Below are 21,703 nucleotides of genomic sequence, written 5' to 3'. Positions count from 1 at the left end.
GGCGCCTCTTCTTCAGGCGATTCCCGGCGGGCTGTTGAAAAACCTCCTGCGCTTTCGGGCGTTCGGGCATGACGCGATTCCCTTATCCTGACGACGAATGACGCGCCGCTTCGGCGAGCGATCGGCAATAAGCGCGGCTCTATCGCAAGCGCATGGTACAAGAAGATGACGCTCGCTTCGCCGCCCATGCATGGCGGACCGCGAAGATCCCTTCATCGGCCCGTCTCAAGCTCGCGGGCGGCCCGCGTCGCAATGGCGCGCGCCTTCCCGCGTCATTTCTTCGCCTGAAAGCCCGGCGGCGCATGATCCCAGGGATAGCTTGTCGACGCCTTGTCATAGGCGTAGCGATAGAGCGCGCGCATGAAGGTCTGGTCGAACTCTTCCGGATGAGGCGCCTGAAAGTCGTCGCCGACATAAGCGAGGTTGAAGGCGGCACCGGCGCGCTGCGTCACGAGATACATGCGGTAGAGGTCGCCGACGCCATTGTAGTTGATCATTGTCGAGACGGCCTTTTCGGCGATGGGCAGCGTTGTCTGCTCGACGTCGCTCCAGGCGGTGACGAGCCGCGAATTGCGGATGATATAGGCGACGGAGGATTGGCGCTTGTAGCCGGAGCGTTCCAAGGCGGCGCGCGTGTTCAGGCTTGGCGGGATCAGAAAGGCCTGGCTCACCGCGCCGCCGTCGACATGCATCTCCTGATAGGCCTTGCCGTCGGCCTCGACGTCGAAGATCACCGGCGGAAAGGCGGCGGGGATGGAGGCGGAGGCGAGCAGGATATGGCGGATGAGATCCGGGGCGCGCGGATCGCCGCTTGCGGCGAGCGCGCCGATGTTCCAGATCACGGGTCGGCCCGCGTCGAGATCGGTGGTCTGGATCAGCAGCAGCCGGCCCTTGTGATATTCGGCGGCGATTCGCGCGAGCATCGTCCCGTCCAAATAATGCGCGATCGTGCCATAGAGGGGCGCGCTGTCCGAGAGCGCGTCCTGGGCGAGCGCCGCATAGGGGACGAAGCGCTTCTCATAGACCTTTGACGGATTGATATTGGTGTAGACGTCGGTCAGCGCCGCGTCATATTCCGGCCCGAGAAATGCGAAAGGCGCGATCAGCGCGCCGGTGCTCACCCCCGTGACGAGCTTGAATTTCGGGCGGTCGCCGTGCTTCGTCCAACCGGCGAGCAGTCCCGCGCCGAAAGCGCCGTTGTCGCCGCCGCCGGAGAGCGACAGGACATGGGCCGTGGGAAGAACGCCGCCCTTCGAGACGCCAAGCGCCTTCGCCTCCCGGTCGAGCGAGAGCTCCTGTTCGGCCGACATGGCCGCCGGCTGATCGACGAAGAACCGGCCATTGGCGAGGTTAAGAACGCGCGTATGCTTGCGCTCGGAAATCGGAACCGGCGCGCGCGGATTGATCGCCGAGCAGGCGGAAAGCATAAGGAGCGAGATGGCGGCGAGCCGCCCGAGCGCGCAAAAGCGTTTCACGAAACCGGTCGTCGAGACACGCATCGACAATCTCTCTCATTTACGCGCCGCCGCCGCGCGCGCCCGAAAAGCTAAGGGTCTCGCGCGGCGACAATGCGCTCCATATCTTTGATCTGGAGCAACTTCTTATCGCTTGCACGTCAAGAGGCGCGCAGCAAGCGCGGGATGAAAGCTCTCTTGCGGCGGATGAAAATTTTCGCCCGGTGTGGCTGTAAGATCACGCAAATGACGGCGGCGGCGATCTTCATCGCCGCCGCCTCGAGCTTCCCGAACCGCCTTGGCCGGGCTATCCTGTTTAGCGGGCGTTCTTCTGAACCGCGTCCATCAGGGACGATTTCGGCAGCTTCTTGCAGTAGCGCGCGATCTTCTGACCGTTGCGCTTCACGTAGCGCGAGTCGATGACGGTGAGGTTGTTCTTCGACATGAAGTAGCCGCGCATCCAGTTCGCGATGAACTCCTGCGTGTCGGCGTCATAGCCCGCAAAGTCCTTGCAGGTGATTTCCGACATGTCGATCGTGACCTGCGCCGAGGCGGGCGCGGAGAGGGCGAAGCCGGCGGCGAGGCCGGCGAAAACGAGCTTGCGGATCATGTGAGTTGCCGTCCTTGCGATGATTACTTCTTCTCGAACGCGCGCTGCAGGCCGGCCATGACGGACTCGGACTTGTTGGCGGCGCACCACTCCATCACGCTGGCGACATTCTTCTGAAACAGCGCCGTGTCGATGAAGGTGCGGCCGCTCTTCTGAGCGAAAAAGCCGCTCATGAACGCCGCGAAATCGGACTGATCCTCGGCCGGCATGGCCAGAACCTCGCCGCAGGTGATCTTCGTCATGTCGATCTTGACTTGAGCCTGCGCTAGCGACGGCGCGAGCGCACCCGCCAAGGCCGTCACAAATATCAGCTTTCTCATTAGCTCTCCTCCAGAGAAACTTCTTAATATCAGCGCGCAAGGCCCTCTCCCCGCGCGCCGGCGGGCGGCTTGAAGCCGCAACCAGTGAGTATTGTTTCCGGGTGCAAAAACCAGCCGACGCAGGGGAGAACATGCCACAAAAGCATATTCAGGTCCAAGCTTTAGCAGAAGCTCGGCGTTAAACTTCCGCGAGAATATTCGTTAAACTTGATTTATATGGATTTGGGCCTCAGCGGCGGCCGCTCGCTGCAATGCGGTGGACGGGACAGCGACTCTGCCCTAGTTTCAGCCGTGGGACGGTTCACGGCGCCGTTCCCCTCCTCTCACAAGAGCAACAATCATGGATTGGACGCGGCTTCGCGCTTATCCCCGCCTCACATGGCTATCCATCGGCGTCTTCGCCTTGGCCGCGGCCGCGGTCGTCCGGACCGGCGTCGGCGCGCAGGAAGAGGCGCCGCCTCCTCCGGCGCCCGCCGTCACCGTGGCGCATCCGCTTGCCGAGACCGTGCCGCGCTGGGATGAATATACGGGGCGCTTCGCGCCCGTTCAGCGCGTGGAGGTGCGGCCGCGCGTCTCGGGCGCCGTCGAGAAGATCCATTTCACGGACGGCCAGATCGTGAAGGCCGGCGACCTTCTTTTCACGATCGATCCGCGGCCCTATCAGATCGCGGTGGACAGCGCGCGCGCGGAAGTTGTGCGCATGCAGGCGCAGACCTCGATGCTGTCCAAGGACGTCGCGCGCGGCGAATCGCTGGTCGGCGGCGGCACGATCACGCGGCGGGACATGGATCAGCGCCGCGGCGGCTCCGACTCCGCCCGGGCGCAGCTTCTCGGCGCCGAGGCCGCCTTGCGCAACGCCGAGCTCAATCTGGAATGGACTCAAGTGCGGGCGCCGATTTCCGGCCGCGTGTCGGATCGGCGCATCGATGTCGGCAATCTCGTCCAGTCCGGGACGACGCTGCTGACGACGATCGTCTCGCTCGATCCGATCCATTTCGAGTTCGACGTGTCGGAATCCGACTTCCTGCATTACGCCCGCAGCGGCGCGGCCCGGCAGAAGACGGCCAAGACGGTCGCCTATGTGCGCCTTGCCGACGAAAGCGACTGGAAGCGGACGGGCGCCATCGACTTTCTCGACAACCAGCTCAATGTCCATTCCGGCACGATCCGCGCCCGCGCCGTGCTCGACAATAAGGACCTGTTCCTCACGCCCGGCGCCTTCGGCCGCGTGCGCGTCAACGCCGGCAGTCTCGCCGCTTTGCTGATCCCCGACGCGGCCATCGCTTCCGATCAGACGAACAAGGTCGTCATGGCCGTCACGCCGGACAACAAGGTCGTCGCCAAGCCGGTTTCGCTCGGTCCCTTGCATAAGGGATTGCGCGTCGTCCTGTCGGGGCTCGATCCGAAGGATCTCGTCATCACCGCCGGTCTCGCCAATCCGATGGTGCGGCCGGGCGCCGCGGTCGCGCCGACCGAAGGCGCCATCGCTCCCCTGGCAAATTAGACGGAAGTCGCATGCGCTTTCCGCATTTCTTCATCGAGCGGCCGATCTTCGCCGCCGTCCTCTCCGTGCTGCTCACCATTGCGGGCCTCATCGCCCAGCGCACGCTGCCGGTGTCGGAATATCCCGACATCGCGCCGCCGACGGTGATGATCACGGCGACCTATCCCGGCGCCTCGGCCGAGGTCATCGCCCAGACGGTGGCGTCGCCCATCGAGCAGGAGGTGAACGGCGTCGACGACATGCTCTATATCGCCTCGCAATCGACGGGCGACGGTCTGCTGACGATCAACGTCGTCTTCAAGACCGGCGTGAATATCGACCTCGCGCAGGTGCTGGTGCAGAACCGCGTCGCCATCGCGACGCCGCGCCTGCCCGAGGAGGTGCAGCGCTTCGGCGTCGTGGTGAAGAAGGCCTCGCCCGATCTGATGATGGTCGTGCATCTGCGCTCGCCCGACGGCTCGCGCGGCCAGCAATATATTTCCAACTACGCCACGCTCTATGTGCGCGACGAGCTCGCGCGCCTCGACGGCGTCGGGGACGTGCGCGTCTTCGGCGCGCGCGACTATTCCATGCGCGTCTGGCTTGATCCCGACAAGGTCGCCGCGCGCGGCATGACGGCCGGCGAGGTCGTCGCCGCGCTGCGCGCCGCCAATCTCCAGGTCGCGGCGGGGGCCATCAATCAGCCCCCCGCCGCCTCGCCGGGCGCCTTCCAGCTATCGGTGCGCACGCTCGGGCGTCTCTCCGATCCGGCGCAATTCGCCGACATCGTGCTGCGCGCCGACGACAGCGGCCAGGTGCGGCTGCGCGACGTCGCCCGCGTCGAGATTGGCGCGCAGGACTACACGGTCAACGCCTATCTCGACCGCGATCCCGCGACCGCCATCGTCATCTTCCAGAAGCCGGGATCCAACGCGCTCGCCACCTCCGCCGCCGTCGAGGCGGCGATGGTCGAGATGGGGAAGTCGTTCCCCGCCGGCCTCGCCTACTCCATCGTCTACAACCCCACCGAGTTCATCCAGCAATCGGTGGACGAAGTGGTCCGAACGCTGGCCGAGGCCGTCGTGCTCGTCGTCTTCGTCGTCATCCTGTTTTTGCAGACATGGCGCGCGGCGATCATTCCGGTGGTGGCGATCCCGGTCTCCCTCATCGGCAGCTTCGCGGTGATGAAGCTTCTGGGCCTCACCTTCAACACGCTCTCGCTCTTCGGCCTGGTGCTCGCCATCGGCATCGTGGTCGATGACGCGATCGTCGTGGTGGAGAATGTCGAGCGCTATCTGGCGCAGGGCATGAGCCCGAAGGAGGCCGCGCACAAGACGATGGACGAGGTCGGCGGCGCGCTCATCGCCATCGCGCTCGTCCTCATCGCGGTTTTCATCCCCGTCGCCTATATCACCGGGCTGCAGGGCGCCTTCTACAAGCAGTTCGCCATCACCATCGCCTCGGCGACGCTCATCTCGGCCTTTGTGTCGCTCACGCTCTCGCCCGCTCTCGCCGCGATCCTTCTGAAGCCGCATGGCGCCCATGCGGAGGATCACGGCCTGGCGATCCTGCGCCATCCGCTGCGCGCCTTCTTCGACCGCTTCAACCATTTCTTCGATTCCATGTCGGAGCGCTACGGCGCCTTGACGGCGCGGCTGGTGCGCGTCGGCCTCGCCTCGCTCCTGGTCTATGGCCTGCTCATCGGCGTCGCGGCCGAGCTGCTTCGCCGCACGCCGACCGGCCTCGTGCCGACGCTCGATCGCGGCTATCTCATCGCCGCCTTCCAATTGCCGCCGGGCGCCTCGCTCGACCGCACCGACGCCGTCATGCGTCAGGCGACGAACATCATTCTCTCGAGGGCCGGCGTCGAATCGAGCGTCGTCTTCACGGGCTTCGACGGCGCGACCTTCACCAACTCCCCCAATGCCGGCGTGATCTTCGTCACGCTCAAATCCTTCGCGGAGCGCCACAAGGCGGGGCTGACCGCGGTCGGCATTCGCGACGACATTCGCATGGCGCTCTCCCCGATCAAGGAGGCCTTCGTCTTCGTGCTGGAGCCGCCGGCCGTGCCGGGCATCGGCACAGGCGGCGGCCTTAAGGGCTATGTGCAGGATCGCGGCGGCGTGGGTCTCCCGGCGCTCGAAGGCGCGACCTGGGGGCTCGCCGGCCCCGCCATGCACATGCCGGGCGTCGCGCAGGCCTTCACGCTCTTCAACACCCGCACGCCGCAGATCTACGCCGATATCGACCGCACCAAGGCGGAGATGATCGGCGTACCGATCTCGCGCGTCTTCGAGACCATGTCGGTCTATCTCGGGTCGGTCTTCGTCAACGACTTCAACATTCTCGGCCGCACCTACCGCGTCATGGCGCAGGCGGACAATCCGCACCGCCTGACGCTGCGCGATCTTTCCGAGCTCAAGACGCGCAGCGCCACGGGCGAGATGACGCCGCTCGGCGCCATCGCGACCTTCAAGGATACGACGGGCCCCTTCCGCGTGCCGCGCTACAATCTCTATCCGGCGGCGGAAGTGCAGGTCGATCTCAAGAAAGGCGTCTCCTCCGGCCAGGGAATCGCCATGATCGAGGCGCTCGCCAAGCAGACTCTGCCGCAGGGCTTCGGCTTCGAATGGACCGAGATCGCGCTGCAGGAGAAGCTCGCCGGCAACACCGCGATGCTCGCCTTCGGACTCGCGGTCGTCTTCGTTTTCCTGCTGCTCGCGGCGCTTTATGAGAGCGTCGTGCTGCCGCTCGCCGTCATTCTCATCGTGCCCATGTGCATTCTCGCCGCGATGAGCGGCGTGGCGCTGAAGGGGTTGGACCGCAATATCCTCGTCGAGATCGGCCTCGTCGTGCTCATCGGCCTCGCGGCGAAGAACGCCATTCTCATCGTGGAGTTTGCGCGCCAGGGCGAGGACGAAGGCAAGAACCGCTTCTCGGCGGCGATCGAGGCGGCGCGCACCCGCCTGCGCCCGATCCTGATGACGTCGCTCGCCTTCATCCTCGGCGTGCTGCCGCTCGCGGTTTCGCACGGCGCGGGCGCGGAGATGCGGCAGTCGCTCGGCGTCGCCGTGTTCAGCGGCATGCTCGGCGTCACCATCTTCGGCCTCGCATTCACGCCGATCTTTTACGTCTTGTCGCGCGCGCTGGCCGAGCGCTTCCGCCGATAGGAAGCTAAGGCGGCGGGAATGGCGCGCGACGTCGATCTGATGAGGCGGCTGCTGCTGGAGCTGAGGCGCCTGCAGCGTTCCCCGCCGGAAGGCTTTTTGCTGCCCCTCGACGAGATCGGTCTTCGTCTCTTCCGGCGCAAGACCGAGATCGTCGCCGCGCTCGATCTGCTGCGGGAGCTCGATTTCATCGAGGCGCCGGGCGCCTATGACGGCGCCTGGATCTTCCGGAAGCTCACCAGGCGGGGCGAGGAGCTCGCGGCCCTCGTCGCCGATGAAGACGACTGGAGCAAGGTGAAGGCGGCCTATGGCGACCTGCTCGGGCCCTGACGCCATTTCGCCCGCTTGTCGCGCAGCCACGCCTCGAAACGCCGGCGCCGGCCGAGCATGGCCTGCCTTATTTCCGTGGCGTGGAGGCTGAAGCGGTCATTGGGCGGCAGCGCCATGTAGCGCTCGGCGATCTCGGTGACGACGATGTCCGGCCTGGCGCGCTTGACGAGGCCCCAATCGACATTGGCCGACCAGACGAATTCGAGCTCGCGCACCGTCTCGGCGAAGAGCGCCGTGAAGAGATGGGGACTGACGCCCGAGAAGGAGTCTCCGAAAAGCATCAGCCGGCAATCATTGGGCGCCCGGGGATTTTTGAAGATCGCATGCGAGCCGACGTGGATCTCGCCGCCATATTCATGGGCCTCCAGAAGACGCACGACATTGTTGTGGTAGACGCGCGTCGCGTCCTGCAGCCAGGTCACCTCGCGGACGGGCTCATAGACGGGAGGATCGAGCTTGGAGCCGAGATCCATCAACCGAAGGTCGTCGACGAAAGGCCGCTCGACCAGCGCGTCGTTGCGCTCCAGGCCGAGCGCGTCGCAAAGCGTCTCATAGCCGAGCAGGCACCCCATCGGCGTCCAATGCGTGTCGGTGCGCCAGTAGAGGTCGACATTGTCGCGATGGGCGCGCATGAGCGCGATGAGATCGATATAGCCGCAAGCGGCGGGATCGCCATCGAAGAGGCGGACGAGGCGCAGGCCCGGCGCGAGATCGGGATCGACCAGCGGCGCGGCCAGCTTGTGCCCGTAGATCGTCAGCTTCTCCGGAATCACGATATGGGCGTAGCGCGCGCCGAGCGCGTCGCAGCGCGCCTTGCGCGCGATGATCGCGTCGCGCCAGCCCGTCAAGGCGGAATCGGGCAGATGGCCGCCGTCGCGCTGATAGAGCGTCGTGACGAAATTCGATCCTCCGGTCAGGAAGAGCCAGTCGTCGAGGCCTTTGTGCACGAGAAGGCTGGCGAGGCTCATCTTCCCGCCGAGTCCTTCGGGTCCGCCGGCTTGCGCGCGAAAAGAATCGTCGCCGCGGCGAGCTCGAACTGCTTTTCGACCGGCAGATCGCGCGCCCAGGGCTGCGCCAGCATCGGGCCGGGAAAGGCGACGAGGTCGCTCACCCGCAGCTTCAGAAAGGACTTCTTCGCGGCGGGCGGCAGGCCCTCCGCCCAGGAGCGCAATTGCCAGGCGATGGCCCAGACGGGATGTGTCGCCGGATTCACTTCCTGGCGCTCGATCGCGAGATAGGGCTCGAACAAGCTCCGCAGCCCCTCATGCGTCATGTTGAAATAATGATGCGGATAGCCGTGCAGCGGCTGCAGGAAGGGCACGCAGCATTTGAGCCAGCCGCCCGGCTTCAGAACGCGCGCGATCTCGCGGGCGCAGGCGAAAGGGTCTTTGACATGTTCGAGCACGGCGATGGAGACGACGCCGTCGAACGAACCGTCCCTGAAGGGCAGCTTGTCGGCGACGCCGATGACGTCCGTGGTCGGGTAGTCCTTCACCTCCAGATTGACGACATTGCTGTAATAGACCGGCCGAAAGCCCGCGCCGACGTCGAGCACCAGCCCGTCCGCGCAGCTTTCGATGAGGCGCACCGTTTCGTCGTCATAGCCGTTTTCGCTGACCGGAATGTCGTCGTCGAGCGCGTCTCGCGCGCGCGTATCCGCGTCGAGGAAGCAGAGCTTGCCATTGGCGTCGAGCGGGGCCTGCGGGTCAAAGAGGCGCGGGCGCAGCGCCGCGAGCTTTCGCGCGCGAATGGCGGGCAGGGGACTTTCCCGACGCTGGCGGCGTTGCTGGAAGCGCCCGATCGCGTCGAAATGCGCGCGCGCCGACGGGAACTTTCCCAGCGCGACGGCTTCCCGCGCATCCGGGTTCGCCGCAAGATAGCGCGCCTCGTCGAAATTCTCGGCCGTGGCCGCCTCTTCGTCGGAAACTTTTTGTCGCCGGCCTTCCACGGCGCCGAATTTTTTGAAATGCGCCCAGCCGGAAGCGAGCTTCCCCGATTTCACCACCGCCGCGACATCGGGATTCGCCGCCAGATAGCAGGATTCGTCGAAGGTTTCCTGGGTCGGAATCTCCTGGAGGGGCGCTGTCTGATAGGGATTGCTCATGAGATGGGGGCGCGGCTGCGAGGCAGGCAGCATTATCACAGGTCGCCCCCAAGAGAAAATTCGGCGACGCCCGGGGCGGGAGGGCGACTGCTTGGCCTTTCTTTCTGAGGGGCATATCTTGCCCCGAATAATCCGGCGGCCGGAAGGCCGCCTGATCCGCCAGAGGAAAGAGATGCCGGACAGCGAGGCGATAGAGGTCGAGGCGTTTTACCGGTATGGTTACCGGGGGCGGGAGATGATCGCGATCCGATCGCCCTTCGCCATGTCGTCCGATTCCGAAATCATCGGACGCCGCCTGCGCGTCGGCGCGGCCGAGCATCGCGTCCTTGGCGTCTGGCGCCAGATTTCCGGCCCCATCCAGAAAGGCGAGCCGATCGGCGCCGAGATCGAGGCGCCGGGCCCCGCGACCGGGCCCTCGGACGAATGAAGCTTCTCGGCCTCGGCCACAGCCATATCGTCGCCATCGCCAAGGGCTGCTACGAACTCCAGCACAGAGGCGCGACGGTCGGCGGGGAGAGTCTCGCATCCGCCTTCGTCTATCTCTACGATCCGGCGATCATGCCGACGATCGTCGAGGAGCCCGACGCGCCGCGGATCCATCCCAGGCTTGCGGAGATCATCGCGCGGGAACAGGCGACCTTCGGGCTGCTCTCCGTCGGCGGCAATGAGCATATCGCCATGTCGGTCGTGCAGCCCCGCGAGCCCGTCGATTTCATCCTCGGCGAAAATCCCGACCTGCCGCTCGCCGCGCGCGCCGCGATCGTGCCCGAGGCGGCGGTGCGGGAAACCATGCGCGAGAAGATGGCGCCGACGCTGGGCGTCCTCGCCGCCCTGAGGCGCGCGACGTCGGTCCCGCTATTTTGCCTCGAGCCGCCGCCGCCTCTGCCGGATTCGCGCATCCTCGCTTATCCTAAGGAATTTTTTCGAAAGGCCGTCGATCGCGGCAAGCTGTCGCCCGAGCTCTTCCGCTATAAGATGTGGCGCGTGCAGAGCGGCCTTTATCGTGCGGTCTGCGCGGCGGAGAATATCGAATTCGTCGGAGTCCCCGAGCGCTTCGTGACGCCGGCGGGCGTCCTTGCCGAGGAGGCGTGGGGGGGCGACGCCAGCCACGCAAATCAGCTATTTGGAGAGGCGATGGTGGCGAAGGCGATCGGGCGGATGGAAGCGCGGCTGGCGGCGGCTGTCGGAACATGAAGACCCATCCTTATTCCCGGCTGCCCTCTCACGCCTATTGGCGTCGGGCTGTCGCCGATGTTCCGCCCGGCGAACTTGATCCGGTCGTCGATCCGCCCTTCCGCGTCAGCGCGCGCGACAGGATCGTGACGGCGGGCAGCTGCTTCGCGCAGCATATCGGCCGGCGTCTCGCATCAAGCGGCTGCAATTATCTCGTGACCGAGGCGCCGCATCCCTTCCTCACCGAGGGAGCGGCGCGGGCGCTGAACTACGGCGTCTATTCGGCGCGCTACGGGAATGTCTATACGGCCCGGCAATTGCTGCAGCTTTTCGAGCGCGCCTTTGGCCGCTTCGCGCCGGAGGAGAATTACTGGATCGAGGGCGCGGGCGTCGTCGTCGATCCTTTCCGCCCGCAGATACAGGAGGGCGGCTTCAATTCCGTTCGCGAGCTCGATCTCGACCGGGAACGGCACTTCGCGGCGGTGCGGGAAGCGTTCGAGACGCTCGACGTCTTCATCTTCACCCTCGGGCTCACCGAGGCCTGGCGGTCCCGGGCGGACGGAGCCGTCTTCCCGCTCTGCCCAGGCGTCGCCGGCGGCGAGTTCGCGCCCGCCGCCCATGAATTCGTGAATTTCGGCGTGGAGGAGGTGGTCGCGGACATGACCGCCTTCCTGGAGCGCCTGCGCGGCGTCAATGCGGGCGCCCGCGTCATTCTCACGGTTTCGCCCGTTCCGCTGGTCGCGACGGCGGAGCGGCGGCATGTGGCGGTCTCGACCATGGCGTCGAAATCCATCCTGCGCGTCGCCTGCGACATGCTGGAGCGCCGCTTCGACCATGTCGCCTATTTCCCGTCTTACGAGATCGTCGCGGGCGGCTATTCCGGCGTCGACTATTTCGGCCCCGACCGCCGAAGCGTGACGCCCGAGGGCGTCGCGCATGTCATGGGCGTCTTCGATCGCCGCTTCATCAAGCGCAATCTCCTTGGAGAAGCGTTGCGCCGCACCGTGAAGGCGCTCGCGCCCGCGCCGAACGACGCCGTCGCCGATGCGATGCGGCTGATGTGCGACGAAGAAGCGTTGGAGCTGGCGGCGACGCCGTTGGACGAGGCCGAATCGGCGCCGGAGGCGCCGCCCGGCGATGATCCGGCGCAGCCGCGCGACGCATAGGTCGCAAGCCGCGCCTTCGTTTACGCCAGGATTTTTCCGCGGATGAAGCGCTCGCCGACCAATCCGAAAACGACGCCGAACATGGCGAGCCCCATGACCATCGTCTTATTGACCGGCTCCATCTCGTAGCTCGTATAATACGCGGCGCGCATCCATTCGACGAGTTGATAAATCGGATTGTACTCGATGTATTCGCGGACGTGCTCCGGCATCGAGCCGACCGGAAAATAGACTCCCGCGACCAGGAACAGGCCGATGGCGACGAAAATGAAGAACATGATGTAGAACATGCCGACGAGGGCCGCCATTATCGTATTGAAGAACCCCAGTCCGACGCCGAGAAAGATAGCCGCCCCCGTCGCGATGGCGGCCTCGTGAATGTCTATCGGCGCGAGGTCGACGTCCATTAGGTGAAGTCCGAGGAGAAATATTGCAAGGGCGATGATCGCGCTGAGCAGTTCGAGGATCGCGCGGCTGATCATCAGATGGATGGGCTGAATGAGCGGAATCGCCAGAAGCTGCCGATTTTCAAAGAGCGTGCGCGGCATCTCGCGCGCCGGATAAAGGCACAGAATGTAGGGAACGATGCCCGTGGCGACGAAGAGGCTGGGATTGTCGCCGATCGGCGCGACGATCGTTCTCACATAATACATCCCGGTGATCACCGTCATATGCAGCAGCGGGATCATCGTGCCCCAGATATAGCCGAAATGGCTGCGGCCGCCATAGCGCGTCCGCATGTCCTTGAGCAGGACCACGCCGACCAGATGATTGAACTTCGAAAATTTCGGGATGAAGCCCTCGAAAGGGTTCGCGCTGGACGGAGTCATCGACCTTCCGGATCTGCGTAATGAGCTGCGTCTTAGTTGCGAAGCAAGGCCAAAAAAAGACTCGCGCGGGCGCAAAGCGGGTCACCCGCGCCGTCGTCATATTGCCCTCCGGCGTCGCGCGGGCCACTCTCGCCGCGCCCGAGTCGCGGGCAAAGGGCCGTTCATGCTTTTCCATCCCCGCCTCCTGGCCGTTGTCGCCGCCTTCCTCCTATCGCTCGTCTCCGCTGCGGCGGCGGGGGAATCGCCGGCGCGCTTCGTCGGCTCCGGCGCCTGCGCCGCCTGCCATGAGAGGGAGCATGGCGACTGGCTGCGCTCGCAGCACAAGGCGGCGATGCAGGAGCCGAGCGAGGCGAGCGTGCGCGGCCGTTTCGACGGCGCGATTTTCAGGAAGGACGGCGCGGAGAGCGTCTTTTTCCGGAAAGACGCCAAGTTTTTTGTCCGAGCGGCGGGGCCCGATGGAGAACCGGGCGAATTCCCGGTCCGCTACGTCTTCGGCGTCGCGCCCTTGCAGCAATATCTGCTCGAATTGCCCGGCGGGCGCCTCCAGGCCTTCGGAATCGCCTGGGACTCGCGGCCCGCGGCGCAGGGCGGCCAGCGCTGGTTCAATCTTTATCCCGACCGCAAGCTCTCCCCCGGCGATCCGCTGCATTGGACGGGGATCGATCAGAACTGGAACTATCAATGCGCCTGGTGCCACTCCACCAATTTGCGGAAAAATTACGATCCCGGCTCGGGCGCCTTCGCGACGGCCTTTTCCGAAATCAGCGTGGGTTGCGAGGCCTGCCACGGCCCCGCTTCGAGACATGTGGACTGGGCCTCGAGGCCGAACGGGTCCGATCCGCTTCGCGGCTTCTCCTTCAGCCTGTCTCAGGCGGCCGTGAGCTGGAGCGCGGCGGGCGAGACGGCGACCCGCGCCGGTCCGCCCGCGAGCGACAAGGAAATTCTCGTCTGCGCCGGATGCCATGCGCGCCGCCAGCAATTCTCGGACGATCCGGTCGCGACCGCGCGCTTCTACGACGCCTTCCGCCCGGTCGCTCTGGAAGCCGGACTCTATCGCCCCGACGGCCAGCAGCGCGACGAGGTCTATAATTTCGGCTCCTTCATGCAGAGCCGCATGCATGAGGCGGGCGTCACATGCTCCAATTGCCACGAACCGCATTCAGGCGAATTGCGTCTCGACGGCAATGCGGTCTGCGGCCAGTGTCATGCGGCGAAGGTCTTCGACGCGCCCGCGCATCATCGCCACGCGCAGGGGTCCGCCGGCGCGCAATGCGCGAGCTGCCATATGCCGACGACCGTCTATATGGGCGTCGACGCCCGTCACGATCATTCCATGCGCATTCCGCGTCCCGACCGGACCGCTTCCCTCGCGACGCCCAACGCCTGCAACCAGTGCCATACGGAAAAGAGCGCCGCCTGGGCGGTCGAGACGCTCAAGGCCTGGGGCGCGGGGTCGAAGCCCGGCGCGCAGAGCTTCGCGGAGGCTTTCCAGCGCGCCGACGCCAATGCGCCGGGCGCGCAGGCCGAGCTGGCGCGGATCGCGTCGGACGCCGGCCAATCGGCGATCGCGCGGGCGAGCGCGCTGCAGCGCTTGAGCCTCGCGCCGTCGCCGGCCGCCTTGCCGGCCGCGAGGGACGCGCTCTCGGACAAGGAGCCGATGGTCCGCGCCGCCGCGATCGCCGTCCTCGCCAATGCCGACGCCGCGACGAAGCGCGAAGCGCTCGCGCCGCTCCTGTCCGACGAGACGCGGCTCGTGCGCATGGACGCCGCCCGCGCCCTTGCCGGCGAGGCCGAGGCGGCGCTCTCCGGCGAAGCGCGCAAGGCCTTCGACGCCGCGCTCGCCGAATATGAGGCAGGGCAGCGCTTCAACGCCGAGCGGCCCGAATCCCAGGCGAATCTCGGCGCGCTGAGCCTTGCGCGCGGAAGGATCGAGGCGGCGCGGGCCGCCTATGAGAAGGCGCTGGCGCTCGACCGGACATTCGTCCCCGCGGCGATCTCTCTCGCGGAGATCGCGCGCGGCGCCGGCGACGAGGCCGGCGCCGAGGCCGCGCTGCGCAGATCCCTCGCGTTGAATCCCGATTCTGGCGCGCTGGTCCATGCGCTCGGCCTCAGCCTGATCCGCCAGAAGCGGCGCGACGAGGCCTTGGCGAGCCTGGAGCAGGCGGCGCGGCTGGCGCCGGACGACGCCCGCTTCGCCTATGTCTATGGCGTGGCCCTCCACGACATGGGCGCGACCCGCAAGGCGACGGAGACGCTCGCGCGCGCCTTGTCGGACCATCCCTTCGACCGCGACATTCTGGCGGCGCTCGCCTCCTATGAGGCGGAGGCGGGGGAATACGCCGCCGCCTTGCCGCATGCCGAGCGGCTCGCCGAGCTCGAGCCGGAGGACCGGTCTATCCAGGGCATGGTCGCCGCCATCAAGGCGATGATCGGGCGGGAGGCGAGATAGCTTATGTCGCTTCCCCATTGACGAAAGCCTCGAAGAAAGCCGGGCCGCGGCGGCCATTCGCCTCTCGCCGAGCAGTCCGGACCGCCCCATTTCATCCGGGCAAGTGATTGGGTCGAAAAGCCTTGGTCTTCCGTCGAAGCATTTACTTGCCGTCAAGCTAAATGCAGCCGGAAATGTAGAGCTCGCTCTCGATTCAACTTTGCGTTGGCGTTCGGCGGCAAGCGCTGTTAGCTTTTCGTTGCGTTGCACATTTGCACATTGAGGAGGATGCGGAATGTCCAGTTTGTCCTCGGAAGATATCGTCCGGATAAGAGCGGCCGAGGCCGCGCCTTTCCGCCAAAAATGGGGATGGATGGTCGCCTTTGGCGCTTTCCTCGCCCTTGCCGGTTTTGCAGCCCTGGGCAGCGTCGTCGCCTCGACCGTCTTGACGGTGGTTTTCGTCGGCGCGGCGATGATCGCGAGCGGCCTCGTCGAGATCGCCTACGCTTTCGCCATGCGCTCCTGGAAGAAGTTTTTTCTCTGGATTCTGATCGGCCTGCTCTATGTCGTCGGCGGCGGCGCGGTGGTCGCCAATCCGCTGCTCGCGGCGGGCTTTCTCACGCTGCTCCTGGGCGCGGGGCTCGTCGCCTCGGGCCTGGTGCGCACTTTTCTCGCCTTTCAGCTTCCAAAGCATGCGCCCTGGGCGCTGGTCGCGTTCTCGGGCGTCGTCACCCTGTTGCTCGGCGGCGTCATCCTCGCGCAGTGGCCCACATCGAGCCTATGGGTGCTCGGAGCCTTTCTCGGCGTGGATCTGATCTTCGCCGGCGCGAGCTGGATGGGCTTCGGCCTTTCGCTCAAGCGCGCGGAAGGCGCGCATGCGACGGGCGTCGTCGGCAATGAAACGGGGAGCGTTCCGATGCTGGATGGTTTCGGCAAGGAGTTCGGCCGCAAGCTTTTCGCGGAATTTCTCGGCACGTTCTGGCTGGTTTTCGGGGGCTGCGGCAGCGCGCTCATCTCGGCGGGCTTCCCGCAGCTCGGCATCGGCTTCACGGGCGTTTCGCTCGCCTTCGGCCTCACGGTGCTGACCGGCGCCTACGCCTTCGGTCCCGTCTCGGGCGGACATTTCAACCCGGCGGTGTCGCTCGGTCTCGCTGCGGCCGGCCGCTTCTCCTGGAAGGAGCTCGGCCCCTACTGGATCGTGCAATTGCTCGGCGCGACGGCGGCGGCCTTCGTGCTGCTGAAAATCTGCCAGGGCAATATCGACTTCTCGCTCGCCAACGGCTTTGCCGCCAATGGCTATGAGGACCATTCGCCCAATGGCTACACATTGCAGTCCGGCTTCCTCGTCGAGACGGTGCTGACGGCCTTCTTCCTCCTCGTCATTCTCGGCACGACGGAGGGCCGCGCGCCCGTGGGCTTCGCGGCGCTCGCGATCGGCCTCACGCTGACTCTGATCCACCTCGTCTCGATCCCCGTGACCAACACCTCGGTCAATCCGGCGCGTTCGACCAGCCAGGCGCTCTTCGTCGGCGGCTGGGCCTTGGAGCAGTTGTGGCTCTTCTGGGTCGCGCCGCTGCTCGGCGGCGTCATTGGCGGCCTCATCCACCGCTTCACGCTCGCAGAGGACGCGTAGGCGCGAAAGCAATCCGGCGCGGGGCGCGAGCGGATCAAACGGAGCCGATAGGATGGACGGGCTCGGTCCTTATGGCTGAGCCCGCTTTCTTTGGAGGATGCGTCATGCGTTTTCTCGCCGCCGCGGCTTTCCTGCTTGGGTCATACGCCGCTACGACGTCGCTCGCCGCCTCGTCGTCGCTGGCGGGACGGTATCGCATCGTCTCCGTCGCCGGGGCGGAGGGATTCGACGCCGCCAGAACCCGCGCGGAGTTCGCCGCGAATGGCCGCTTCGCTTCGACGATCGGCTGCAACCGCATCGTCGGCGCGCCGAGGATTTCCGGTTCGGAGCTGAGCTTCGGGCCGATGGCGGCGACGCGTATGGCCTGTCCGCCGCCGCTCGATCGGGTCGAGCGCGCTTATCTCGAAGCGCTCCGCAATGTGCGCGGCTACAGGCGCTCGGGCAAGACGCTTCTCTTGCTCGGCGAGGGCGGCGAGACGCTCGTCACGCTGGCGCGCGCAAAGTAGCGCTATTCCTTCCCGTTCGCCTCGAGGCGGCGCTCCGCGAGGCGCGCCGCCTCGGCGCCCGAGAGCATGGCGCCGTTGAAGCCGTGCTCGCCGCCAAAGGCCGAAGCGAGATAGAGCCCGCCAATCGGCGTCGCCGGCGTGCGGGGGAAGCCCATCAGGATCGGCGCCTCCGGCGGCAGCGGCGCGAAGCCGTAGACGGCGCCTTCCGGCGTGTTGAGATAGCTCGACATGGAGAAGGCGTTGAGCAGCATGCGCGAGGTCACGAGGCTGGAGAAGCCGGGATATTCCTTTTCCAGCCGCGCCTGAATGGCGTCGAGCCAGGCCTCGCGCCGCGCGACCGCGTCTTCCTTGGAGACGCCCTTCCAATTATCCAGCCGGTCGAGGCCGAGCACGCTGAGCAGGATCGGCGGCTCGTCCCACAATCCCGCATCGACGGCGGTGAAGTTCGAAATGGCGTGGAGCGGCAACTCGCCCTTGGGCATCTCCGCCATCGCGGTCGCGCCGTCGCCATATTGGTCGAAGCGCCGCATGGTCGAGGGAAGCGAGATCGACAGGAAGTCGGTCAGCCCGACCGTCGAGGGCTTCGCTTTCAAGCCGAAATTCGCCGAGAAGAGAGAGGTTGAGAGCGGGCGGGCGCCGAAGGCCGCGTCCAATTTCGCGCGCGCGGGAGCGTCCATCATTGCGGCGGCGACGGAGGGCGCGCAATTCGCCATCACGACGCACGCCTCGATGCGCTCTTCGCCGTCATTCGTTCGGCGGGCGACGTGACGCGCCGCGATCGCGTTTCCGTCCGCGTCGGTCTCGATCTTCGTGACGAGACGCCCCATGCGCACGGCGCCGCCGGCCCTGGTGATGCATTTCGCGAGCTTGAGGCTCAATTGCCGCGAACCGCCCTTGATATAGGCGCCGCCCGAGGCGATATAGCCGCCCTGCGCGATGGCGTAGAAAATCCACCACAGCTTGCGCGGATCGTCGCCATAATAAGCGAGATTGGCGCCGAGCGCGCATTTGAGCGCTTCGGCGCCCGCGAAGTCGCGGGTGAAGATTTCATCGAGCGACTTCATCCAGCCCTCGGCGGCGGGCTGGACTTCCCAAAGGCCGCGCGTGAATTTGGCGAGCGAGCCTTCCTCGCGCGCCTGCTTCATCGTCCACATGGCGTCGTGGATCTGCTCCACCTCGCCGAGGAACCGTTTGATCGCGGCGCTTTTGTCCGGGAAGCGCGCGGCGAGGGCGTCATGCGCGGCCTCGAATCCCACGGGCAAAGCGAAAGGCTCGCCGACCGGACCGCCTTTCACCGTGTAGAGGGGCCCTGTCGGCAGCCATTCGATCTCGTCGAGAATGCCGAGCCGGCTCAGAATGTGATGCTTCACGTCGCGCGGATTGCGCGCGTCGGAGGTCTGGTGAAGCGAGGCCTCGACCCAGAGGTCGCCGACCTTATAGACCGAGGCGGCGCCGCCAATGCTGAAATTGCGCTCGAGCAGGCAGACGCTATAGCCGGCGTTGGCGAGCAGGGCGCCCGCGGTGAGGCCGCCCAATCCGGAGCCGACCACCACGGCGTCGTATTTCTTGTCGGTCATCGGGAAGTCGTCGCCTCTTTGCAATTGCCCGGGATAACGGGCGCTCTGGCCAAAGCCGGAATCGAACCCAACATAACATGGCGCGGCGCAAGGTCGCGGCCCCTTTCGAGGAAGCGTCAATGACAGATGAAATCTTCCCGATCACGCGCACGGACGAGGAATGGCGCGCGCGGCTGACGCGCGAGCAATATGACGTGATGCGCCGGCACGGCACCGAGCGGCCGGGAAGCTGCGCGCTCAATCACGAGAAGCGCCGCGGCGTCTTCCATTGCGCGGGCTGCGGCCAGCCGCTCTTCCGCTCCGGCGAAAAATTCGAGAGCGGCACGGGTTGGCCGAGCTTTTTCGATCCGCTGCCCGGCGCGCTGGGGTCGACGATCGACCGCAGCTACGGCATGGTGCGCACGGAAGCGCATTGCAGCCAGTGCGGTTCGCATCTCGGCCATGTCTTTCCCGACGGGCCTCCCCCGACCGGCTTGCGCTACTGCATCAACGGCGTCGCGCTGAATTTCATTCCGGAAGCCGAGCCCGTTCGATAAGATGCAACGATCGGGCGATAGGCCTGACGCTGCGACAGCCCCGTGCGACAAAAATTTTTTTACCTGCCTGTTTCCTGCGCGATTGGTCCCGCCCATACCCCCATCCAGGATGGGCGAGGGCGGGGCCGACCTGACCATAAAATCACGCAGGCCTCATCGCTATCCCCGCCTTGTCGGTCTGACGATATTTTAGATGAATGTGTTTTTCCTTCCGGAATGACCCTTTCAAAAGGTCCGTATAGGCCTGCCCGTTCGGGCAGTGTCCGGATAGAGGCCCTGCCTCGCTTGAAGAATATGCGGCGTGGATTGGGCCCATCTTCGCGCGAGCGGGACGAGCCCGAATGCTGCGCTGCGGCGTCGCGCAATATCGCGCGCGCGCCTGCTTGACGGGCAGTTTTTATTGCCGTCATACGAAATGCTACAATCACGACGTTCGATGGGCTCATTGCGCGCGAGGGCGGGTCCGGCTCGAGTCCGGCCTCAATGGGCGAAGGCGAACTTGCTAAGGTCGTTGAAAAAGGCGGAGGGGCAAGCCTCCCGCCCGGTCGCGAAGCGCGAGAGGCGCGATTGCCGCGCGGTCATGCGCGCGAGCGGCTGAAAAATTTCAAGGGTCCGTCAACACGGGCTCGAGAGGGAGTGGAGCTATATGTCGTCAACTACGTCAGCCGCCGCGCCGGGCGCGAGCGGGAAAGACAATCAGCACCTTTCGCCCAAGTCGGACATCGAGATTTCCCAGGCCGCCAAGATGCGGCCGATCATCGAGATCGCCAAGGAAAAGCTCGGCGTCCCGGCCGAATTCGTCCAGCCCTACGGCCACTACAAGGGCAAGATTTCCCTCGACTACATCGCCTCGCTGGAAGGCAAGCCGAACGGCAAGCTGATCCTCGTCACGGCGATCACGCCCACGCCCGCCGGCGAAGGCAAGACGACGACGACGGTCGGCCTCACCGACGGGCTGAACCATATCGGCAAGAAGGCGCTGTGCTGCCTGCGCGAGCCCTCGCTCGGCCCTTGCTTCGGCGTGAAGGGCGGCGCGGCCGGCGGCGGCTACGCTCAAGTCGTGCCGATGGAGGACATCAATCTCCACTTCACCGGCGACTTCCATGCGATCGGCGCGGCCAATAATCTGCTCGCGGCGCTCATCGACAATCACATCTATTGGGGAAATCAGCCGGCGATCGATTCGCGCCGCGTCTCCTGGCGCCGCGTCGTCGACATGAACGACCGCGCCCTGCGCTCGATCGTCTCCTCGCTCGGCGGCGTGTCGAACGGCTTCGCCCGCGAGGACGGCTTCGACATCACCGTGGCTTCCGAGGTCATGGCGATCTTCTGCCTCGCCTCGAGTTTCGCCGATCTTCAGCAGCGCCTCGGCAACATCATCGTCGGCCAGACGCGGGACAAGAAGAGCGTGCGCGCCTCCGAGGTGAAGGCGGCGGGCTCCATGGCCGCGCTGCTCAAGGACGCCATCGCGCCGAATCTCGTGCAGACGCTCGAGAACAATCCGGCGATCATCCATGGCGGCCCCTTCGCCAATATCGCGCATGGCTGCAACTCGGTCATCGCCACCAAGGCCGGCCTCAAGCTCGCCGACTATGTGGTGACCGAAGCCGGCTTCGGCGCCGATCTCGGCGCGGAGAAGTTCTTCGACATCAAATGCCGCAAGGCCGGCCTCAAGCCCGACATCACCGTGATCGTCGCAACCATTCGCGCGCTCAAGATGCATGGCGGCGTCGCCAAGGACGATCTGAAGGCCGAGAATGTCGCGGCGGTGGAGAAGGGCTTCGAGAATCTGAAGCGCCATATCGGCAATGTCCGCAAGTTCGGCGTGCCGGCGCTGGTCTCGATCAACAAATTCTCCTCCGACACGGCGGCCGAGATGGCGGCGCTCGACAAGCTCTGCAAGGGGGAAGGCGTGGATTGCGTCGTCGCCGACAATTGGGGCTCGGGCGGCGCCGGCGCCGCCGATCTCGCCCGCGCGGTTGTGCAGACGATCGAGACGCAGCCCTCGAACTTCAAGCCGCTCTATCCGGACGACATGCCGCTGCCCGAGAAGGTGCGCACCATCGCCAAAGAGCTCTACGGCGCCGCCGACATCTCCTATGATTCGAGCATCAAGGCGCGCTTCGCGGAGCTCGAGAAGGAAGGCTTCGGCCACTTCCCGGTCTGCATCGCCAAGACGCAATACAGCTTCTCGACGGATCAGAACGCCAAGGGCGCGCCCTCCGGCCACATCATTCCGATCCGCGAGCTGCGTCTCTCGGCCGGGGCCGAGTTCATCGTCGTGGTCTGCGGCGACATCATGACGATGCCGGGCCTGCCGAAGGTCCCGGCCGCCAATAATATCGCGGTGGATTCGAACGGCCGCATCGCCGGCCTGTTCTAAGCG

General features: G+C 65.6%; 18 protein-coding genes and 1 pseudogene. 12 read left to right on the top strand and 7 right to left on the bottom strand.

Annotation, left to right across the window (positions count from 1 at the left end; genetic code table 11):
• Positions 1-272 precede the first annotated feature (272 nt).
• The 3 genes from ACV7JP_RS04205 to ACV7JP_RS04195 all read right to left on the bottom strand — a co-directional run bounded on the left by ACV7JP_RS04205 (position 273) and on the right by ACV7JP_RS04195 (position 2,384).
• On the bottom strand, positions 273-1,499 hold the full coding sequence (locus tag ACV7JP_RS04205) for a patatin-like phospholipase family protein (protein WP_457797992.1): 1,227 nt from the start codon (positions 1,497-1,499) through the stop codon (positions 273-275).
• Positions 1,500-1,770: 271 nt separating this feature from the next.
• Positions 1,771-2,064 (bottom strand): HdeA/HdeB family chaperone, encoded by a 294-nt coding sequence (locus ACV7JP_RS04200; RefSeq protein ID WP_457797991.1) that lies wholly within the window; start codon positions 2,062-2,064, stop codon positions 1,771-1,773.
• A 23-nt stretch (positions 2,065-2,087) separates the two neighbouring features.
• Positions 2,088-2,384: an HdeA/HdeB family chaperone gene (locus ACV7JP_RS04195; protein WP_457797990.1), complete on the bottom strand. Its 297-nt coding sequence runs from the start codon at positions 2,382-2,384 to the stop codon at positions 2,088-2,090.
• Positions 2,385-2,724: 340 nt separating this feature from the next.
• On the opposite strand from ACV7JP_RS04195, the gene ACV7JP_RS04190 reads away from it, so the two are divergent.
• The 3 genes from ACV7JP_RS04190 to ACV7JP_RS04180 are packed head-to-tail and all read left to right on the top strand — an operon-like array spanning position 2,725 to position 7,364.
• On the top strand, positions 2,725-3,888 hold the full coding sequence (locus ACV7JP_RS04190) for an efflux RND transporter periplasmic adaptor subunit (protein WP_457797989.1): 1,164 nt from the start codon (positions 2,725-2,727) through the stop codon (positions 3,886-3,888).
• Between the two features lie 11 nt (positions 3,889-3,899).
• Complete coding sequence (locus ACV7JP_RS04185) at positions 3,900-7,037, top strand: efflux RND transporter permease subunit (RefSeq protein ID WP_457797988.1); 3,138 nt, start codon at positions 3,900-3,902, stop codon at positions 7,035-7,037.
• 18 nt (positions 7,038-7,055) lie between these two features.
• On the top strand, positions 7,056-7,364 hold the full coding sequence (locus tag ACV7JP_RS04180) for a hypothetical protein (protein WP_457797987.1): 309 nt from the start codon (positions 7,056-7,058) through the stop codon (positions 7,362-7,364).
• Here the strand turns inward: ACV7JP_RS04180 and ACV7JP_RS04175 are convergent.
• Entirely contained in the window at positions 7,340-8,332 is a 993-nt protein-coding gene (locus tag ACV7JP_RS04175; protein WP_457797986.1) for an alginate O-acetyltransferase AlgX-related protein, read from the bottom strand. The genes ACV7JP_RS04180 and ACV7JP_RS04175 overlap by 25 nt on opposite strands.
• Positions 8,329-9,501 carry a class I SAM-dependent methyltransferase gene (locus ACV7JP_RS04170; protein ID WP_457797985.1) on the bottom strand — a complete coding sequence of 391 codons (1,173 nt, stop codon included), beginning with the start codon at positions 9,499-9,501 and terminating at the stop codon, positions 8,329-8,331. Before ACV7JP_RS04170 ends, ACV7JP_RS04175 begins: the two co-directional genes overlap by 4 nt.
• 139 nt (positions 9,502-9,640) lie before the next feature.
• On the opposite strand from ACV7JP_RS04170, the gene ACV7JP_RS04165 reads away from it, so the two are divergent.
• The 3 genes from ACV7JP_RS04165 to ACV7JP_RS04155 are packed head-to-tail and all read left to right on the top strand — an operon-like array spanning position 9,641 to position 11,807.
• Positions 9,641-9,895: a hypothetical protein gene (locus ACV7JP_RS04165; RefSeq protein WP_457797984.1), complete on the top strand. Its 255-nt coding sequence runs from the start codon at positions 9,641-9,643 to the stop codon at positions 9,893-9,895.
• Entirely contained in the window at positions 9,892-10,662 is a 771-nt protein-coding gene (locus tag ACV7JP_RS04160) for a hypothetical protein (protein ID WP_457797983.1), read from the top strand. The genes ACV7JP_RS04165 and ACV7JP_RS04160 overlap by 4 nt, the downstream gene beginning before the upstream one ends.
• Complete coding sequence (locus ACV7JP_RS04155) at positions 10,659-11,807, top strand: GSCFA domain-containing protein (RefSeq protein ID WP_457797982.1); 1,149 nt, start codon at positions 10,659-10,661, stop codon at positions 11,805-11,807. Before ACV7JP_RS04160 ends, ACV7JP_RS04155 begins: the two co-directional genes overlap by 4 nt.
• Positions 11,808-11,827: 20 nt before the next feature.
• Here ACV7JP_RS04155 and ACV7JP_RS04150 read toward each other — a convergent pair whose 3' ends face one another.
• Positions 11,828-12,637 (bottom strand): ABC transporter permease, encoded by an 810-nt coding sequence (locus ACV7JP_RS04150; protein ID WP_457797981.1) that lies wholly within the window; start codon positions 12,635-12,637, stop codon positions 11,828-11,830.
• A gap of 163 nt (positions 12,638-12,800) precedes the next feature.
• Between ACV7JP_RS04150 and ACV7JP_RS04145 the strand changes: the two genes are divergently transcribed.
• The 4 genes and pseudogenes from ACV7JP_RS04145 (at position 12,801) to ACV7JP_RS04130 (ending at position 17,204) form a co-directional block, all read left to right on the top strand.
• Positions 12,801-15,086 carry a tetratricopeptide repeat protein gene (locus tag ACV7JP_RS04145; RefSeq protein ID WP_457797980.1) on the top strand — a complete coding sequence of 762 codons (2,286 nt, stop codon included), beginning with the start codon at positions 12,801-12,803 and terminating at the stop codon, positions 15,084-15,086.
• A 274-nt stretch (positions 15,087-15,360) separates the two neighbouring features.
• Positions 15,361-15,810, top strand: a pseudogene (locus ACV7JP_RS04140) (HdeD family acid-resistance protein); the annotation flags it as partial.
• 171 nt (positions 15,811-15,981) lie between these two features.
• Positions 15,982-16,698 carry an aquaporin Z gene (aqpZ, locus tag ACV7JP_RS04135; protein ID WP_457799029.1) on the top strand — a complete coding sequence of 239 codons (717 nt, stop codon included), beginning with the start codon at positions 15,982-15,984 and terminating at the stop codon, positions 16,696-16,698.
• 104 nt (positions 16,699-16,802) lie between these two features.
• Positions 16,803-17,204, top strand: a complete 402-nt coding sequence (locus ACV7JP_RS04130) for an META domain-containing protein (RefSeq protein WP_457797979.1) — start codon at positions 16,803-16,805, stop codon at positions 17,202-17,204.
• Positions 17,205-17,206: 2 nt separating this feature from the next.
• Here ACV7JP_RS04130 and ACV7JP_RS04125 read toward each other — a convergent pair whose 3' ends face one another.
• The gene (locus tag ACV7JP_RS04125) at positions 17,207-18,781 is read right to left on the bottom strand and encodes a phytoene desaturase family protein (RefSeq protein WP_457797978.1); all 1,575 of its coding nucleotides are present in this window, start codon (positions 18,779-18,781) and stop codon (positions 17,207-17,209) included.
• 119 nt (positions 18,782-18,900) lie between these two features.
• Between ACV7JP_RS04125 and msrB the strand changes: the two genes are divergently transcribed.
• Positions 18,901-19,317: a peptide-methionine (R)-S-oxide reductase MsrB gene (msrB, locus tag ACV7JP_RS04120; RefSeq protein ID WP_457797977.1), complete on the top strand. Its 417-nt coding sequence runs from the start codon at positions 18,901-18,903 to the stop codon at positions 19,315-19,317.
• A gap of 646 nt (positions 19,318-19,963) precedes the next feature.
• Positions 19,964-21,700 (top strand): formate--tetrahydrofolate ligase, encoded by a 1,737-nt coding sequence (locus ACV7JP_RS04115; RefSeq protein WP_457797976.1) that lies wholly within the window; start codon positions 19,964-19,966, stop codon positions 21,698-21,700.
• Positions 21,701-21,703: the final 3 nt, after the last annotated feature.

It is taken from the genome of Methylocystis sp. S23, assembly GCF_054106005.1.
This window is presented reverse-complemented; position numbering and strand designations above follow the sequence as displayed.